This is a genomic window from Mangrovimonas sp. CR14 (genome assembly GCF_011764015.1).
Taxonomy (GTDB): domain Bacteria; phylum Bacteroidota; class Bacteroidia; order Flavobacteriales; family Flavobacteriaceae; genus Mangrovimonas; species Mangrovimonas futianensis.
Genome location: NZ_JAAFZY010000016.1, coordinates 1 through 4483 on the forward strand (window position 1 = coordinate 1; position 4483 = coordinate 4483).

Below are 4483 nucleotides of genomic sequence, written 5' to 3' on the forward strand. Positions count from 1 at the left end.
ACAGCAATAGCTTGAGAACAATCTGAAGCATCGCCACCATAGGTGTTTGTCCAAGTGATCTCACTATTACAATTATCCGTGGCAGTAGCACCACCATTTGAAGCCAACCAAGCTTCGATACCACCTTGGTCCCCATCAGCACTACACTCAATGGCAATGTCAGAGGCAGGTGACGTTAGAGTAGGAGGTGTATTGTCTTCAATACTAATTGAAGCTGAAGTTGTTATTTCGTTTCCACAATCGTCTGTCGCAGTAAAGGTTACCAAAACAGCACCATTACAAGCTTCTAAATCATCAATGTTAAAATCGTTTGACCAAGTAACAGTGCTACAAGCATCATCGGCTTGCGCGTTACCATTGGCATTAATCCAATTGTTTATATCTGTTGTGTTATCAGGACCACATTCCAAAACCAAATCAGAAGCTGGAGTTGTCATCGTAGGAGGTACCAAATCAATTATAGTAAACAATGCTGTTGATGAACTTGAATTATTACAGTCATCAGTGGCAGTAAATTGAACCAAAGTAGTTGAAGTACTTCCGCATTGATCAATTACATTTAATACGTTATAGGACCAAGTGACATCAGAACAGTTATCAGTGGCTACAGTACCAGCATGTGTATTTAACCAAGCTTGATATTCGTTTGTATTTCCAGAACCATCACAAAGGACTGTTTGATCTGCAGCGACTGTAGTAAAAGTAGGAGCCGTAGTATCTGAAACAGAAATCGTTTGGGTTACTGAGCTTGAGTTATTACAATCATCTGTGAAAGTCCAAGTTCTAGTAACCGTTATATTACATGGATCAGCATCATTTACAGAGTCTACACCCGTAACCGTAATAGTTCCAGAGCAATTATCAGTAGCAAATAAATCACCGGGAGCAGGAACATCTGCTAAACACTGATAACTCATATCAGCAGGGGCAGCAGGAGCTACTGGTGCTAGGGTATCAGAAACTGTTATTGTTTGTGAGATCGAAGATGTATTATTACAATCGTCTTCAAATTCCCAAGTTCTGGTAATAACTATATTACAAGGATCTGTATTGTCAACTGAATCTGTTCCAGTAACGGAAATAGTACCTAAACAATTATCTGTGGCTGATAAATTTCCTGCAGCAGGAACATCAGCTAAACATTGATATGTTTCATTGGCAGGTGCTACAGGAGCAACTGGTGCTGTTGTATCAGAAATAGTAATTGTTTGAGACACCGAAGAGGAGTTGCTACATGAGTCTGTGAATGTCCAAGTTCTTGTAATTTCAATATTACATGGATCAGAATTGTTTAAAGAATCGGTTCCAGTTACTGTAATGTCACCTTCACAATTATCTACTGCTGTTAAATCTCCAGCGGCAGGTAAATCAGTTAAACATTGGTAGGATGTGTCAGCTGGAGCTGCTGGAGCAACTGGAGCTGTTGTGTCTTGTACATTAATAGTTTGTGATACAGATGAAGAATTATTACAGTTATCAGTAAAAGTCCAAGTTCTAGTAATAACGACGTTACATGGGTCAGAATTATCAATAGAATCGACTCCGAAAGAAATAATATCTCCAACACAATTATCTGTTGCTGTTAGATTTCCTGGAGCAGGAACGTCAGCCAAACATTGGTATGATTCATTGCTAGGAGCAGCAGGTGCTACTGGAGCCAATGTATCTATAACATGAATGGTTTGAGTTACTGAAGAAGTATTATTACAATTATCAGTAAAAGTCCATGTACGGGTAATAACCACATCACATGGATTAGAACTGTCTGTAGAATCGCTACCTGTTACAGTGATATTGCCATCACAAGCATCTACTGCTGTTAAATCTCCAGCAGCAGGTACATCAGAAATACACTCGTATGTGACATCTGATGGAGCAGTAGGAGCAACAGGTGCAATGGTGTCGTTTATATTGATGGTTTGGGTATCAGAAGCTGTTAACCCACAATCATCTGTAATGGTAAATGTTCTTGTAACGACAATCGGACAAGTTCCTGTAGAACTATCCTGATATGTTATTGAGGCGACATTGGCTTCAGTAAAACTACCTCCGGCAGCGATAAAATCGCTCTCAGAGATGGTTACAATGGTTTCTGAATATCCAAGGCCAGAAATATCATTTGTTGAACACCCCTCTAATGTTGAATCAGTTGGTGCATTAATAATTGGAACAATATTATCTGCAATAGAAATGGTAATATCTGCACTTATGGTACAGTTATTTTGATCAGTTGCAGTAACGGTATAAGTTCCAGCGGGTAGATTACTGAAAGTGTTACCAGATTGAGAATATCCTGCTGGTTCTGGACTAATCGAATAAGTATATCCAGGTACGCCTCCAACTGGTCCTGAAGCGGTAATGGATCCAGTGGTTCCACCACTACAAGGTATATTGGTTGCACTTAAACTTAAGCCAGATAAAAGAGGAATCACAGTGACATCATAAGTCTGGCTATCTACAACACCATCATTATCTGTTACTGTTAATGTTACGCTGTATGTTCCTGGAGCAGCATAGGTATGACTTGGATTAGCTCCAGAACCTGTTGTACCATCACCAAAATTCCATACATATGTGTATGGATTGTCAATGTCTCCACCAGTAGTACCATCAGTAAAATTTATTTGATATGAATTACAAACTGTCTCATTAGAAAAGTTAGCAATTAAAGGAGCTCTTACTATATAACCAGTTGGGTTAGAATAACATTTCGAAGGATTCGTGCCACAGGCTGCTCCACTATTAGCTTGCCAAGCCATATAGAAGTTAACCATCTCCACCTGATCACCACAATTCCATGTTAATTCTTGAACTTGAAGGTTTTGACCAACCGGAATGGGTTGGTTTGGATATAAACAATCAGATACACTAGTTACAAATTGACCGTTGATGTAATAATCAAAAGATAGATATAAACTGTATCTGTTAGCATTGGTGTTAGCTCCAAAATAAGCAAATATGTATGCTGTTTGGGGTGTGCCAGGAGTACAGTTGTTATCTAAAGGTTGACCATTTATATCTGCTAAATAAAAATCGGTCAAATAAAAATCATTAGCATTACAAGCAGCAGTACCATCTACATTGGCTTCCAAATTTGAAGTTGTAGGGGATTGTGTACTCAATAAAGTGGTGGTTTCACGATTCCTAACTTGAGCGTAGGTCAAACCGTGTAAAAGACCTATCATAAGAATCAAAAGACTTCGATACCTTACTTTAGTAGTAATTGTCTTCATAAGATGTAGATTTATAGCAAAACTTAATTTTATATATCGATGTTAGTTAAGTATCAATAAAATGATATTTAATAATCAAACTATATCTAAATTCTTTGTTGAGGGAAAATTTGTGCTACGACAAAAGAGCACAGAATGGACTAATCTAGTTTTCTGATTGGGGATCATTTTAATTAATAGCTTACAAGAGCAAATAAATAGTGATTCTGAATCTCAATCAAAAAAAAATGTCAAATCACTAAAATATTCGATTAAGCGGTGTGGGAAAACACTTTGTCGTTTAAAAATTGTGATTTAACGAATGCGATTTTTTATAAATCTTTAATATTTAGTTGGGATTGTAGGTCTTTTTTGTTCATAATTAATAGCTTATAATTTATTTTAAGTAAATTTGAGAGTGCCAAACTAAGCTTTTTGTCTGAAATAAACAACAGTTTATCGAAAAAAAATAACACTTTATCGATTGTATGAAACGGCTAATAATTGTAAGACATGCTAAATCATCATGGGAATATGATGTTATAGATCACCAAAGACCCTTAAAAAATAGGGGGAGGAACGATGCATTGTTAGTTTCAAATGAGTTTAAATCCTATAATTTAAAACCTGAAATAATTTTCTCAAGCGATGCTGAAAGGGCCAAAAAAACAGCCGAAATTTTTAAAAAAGTTTTAGAAATAGAGGATTCATTATTTCTTTTAAAACCAGAATTGTATGATTTTGGAGGAATTGAACTATTGAAATTCATTAAGTCGATTCCTGAAGATTTAAATTTTATTATGATTTTCGGTCATAATCATGCCATTACAGCTTTTGTAAATGAATTTGGGAATAAGTATACTGGGAATGTCCCTACATCGGGATTAACAATGTTAGAGTTTGATATAGATTCTTGGTCTCAGTTGGAAAAGGGAAAAACATTAATGTCTATTTATCCTAGGGATTTAAAGTAACCTCTAATACATTCTATGTTTGCTTGCGGTACACGGGCAGTCCGAGAGCCCCTGTAGGAAATCGATGCCAATAGTGATCATGTGTGTACCGGAGTTGTAGCCTATCAGGTCGTTCATGGTGATCTGGTACGAGTATGCAAAATAGAACTTGGACTTCATGATCCCTGCCATGGGCCCAATGTTCAGCGGTTTGAAGAACTGGTCGTTCAGGAACCTGTATGAGGCGCCAATCCAGTAGTAATCTTCTTTTCTGTTGAACTTTCTGTACTTGAAGTTGACATCGGTTGTAGACCTTCC

The 4483-nt window shown here is 37.1% G+C and carries 3 protein-coding genes; 1 reads left to right on the forward strand and 2 read right to left on the reverse strand.

Annotated features, from left to right (window positions below):
* On the reverse strand, window positions 1-3233 hold a 3233-nt coding region (locus GZ212_RS16195), incomplete at its 3' end, for a PKD domain-containing protein (protein ID WP_166962533.1).
* A gap of 467 nt (window positions 3234-3700) precedes the next feature.
* Between GZ212_RS16195 and GZ212_RS16030 the strand changes: the two genes are divergently transcribed.
* Entirely contained in the window at window positions 3701-4186 is a 486-nt protein-coding gene (locus tag GZ212_RS16030) for a histidine phosphatase family protein (RefSeq protein WP_166962536.1), read from the forward strand.
* Between the two features lie 3 nt (window positions 4187-4189).
* On the opposite strand, the gene GZ212_RS16035 is transcribed toward GZ212_RS16030, so the two are convergent.
* Window positions 4190-4483: type IX secretion system membrane protein PorP/SprF (locus tag GZ212_RS16035; RefSeq protein WP_166962539.1), on the reverse strand; the 294-nt coding region annotated here is incomplete at its 5' end.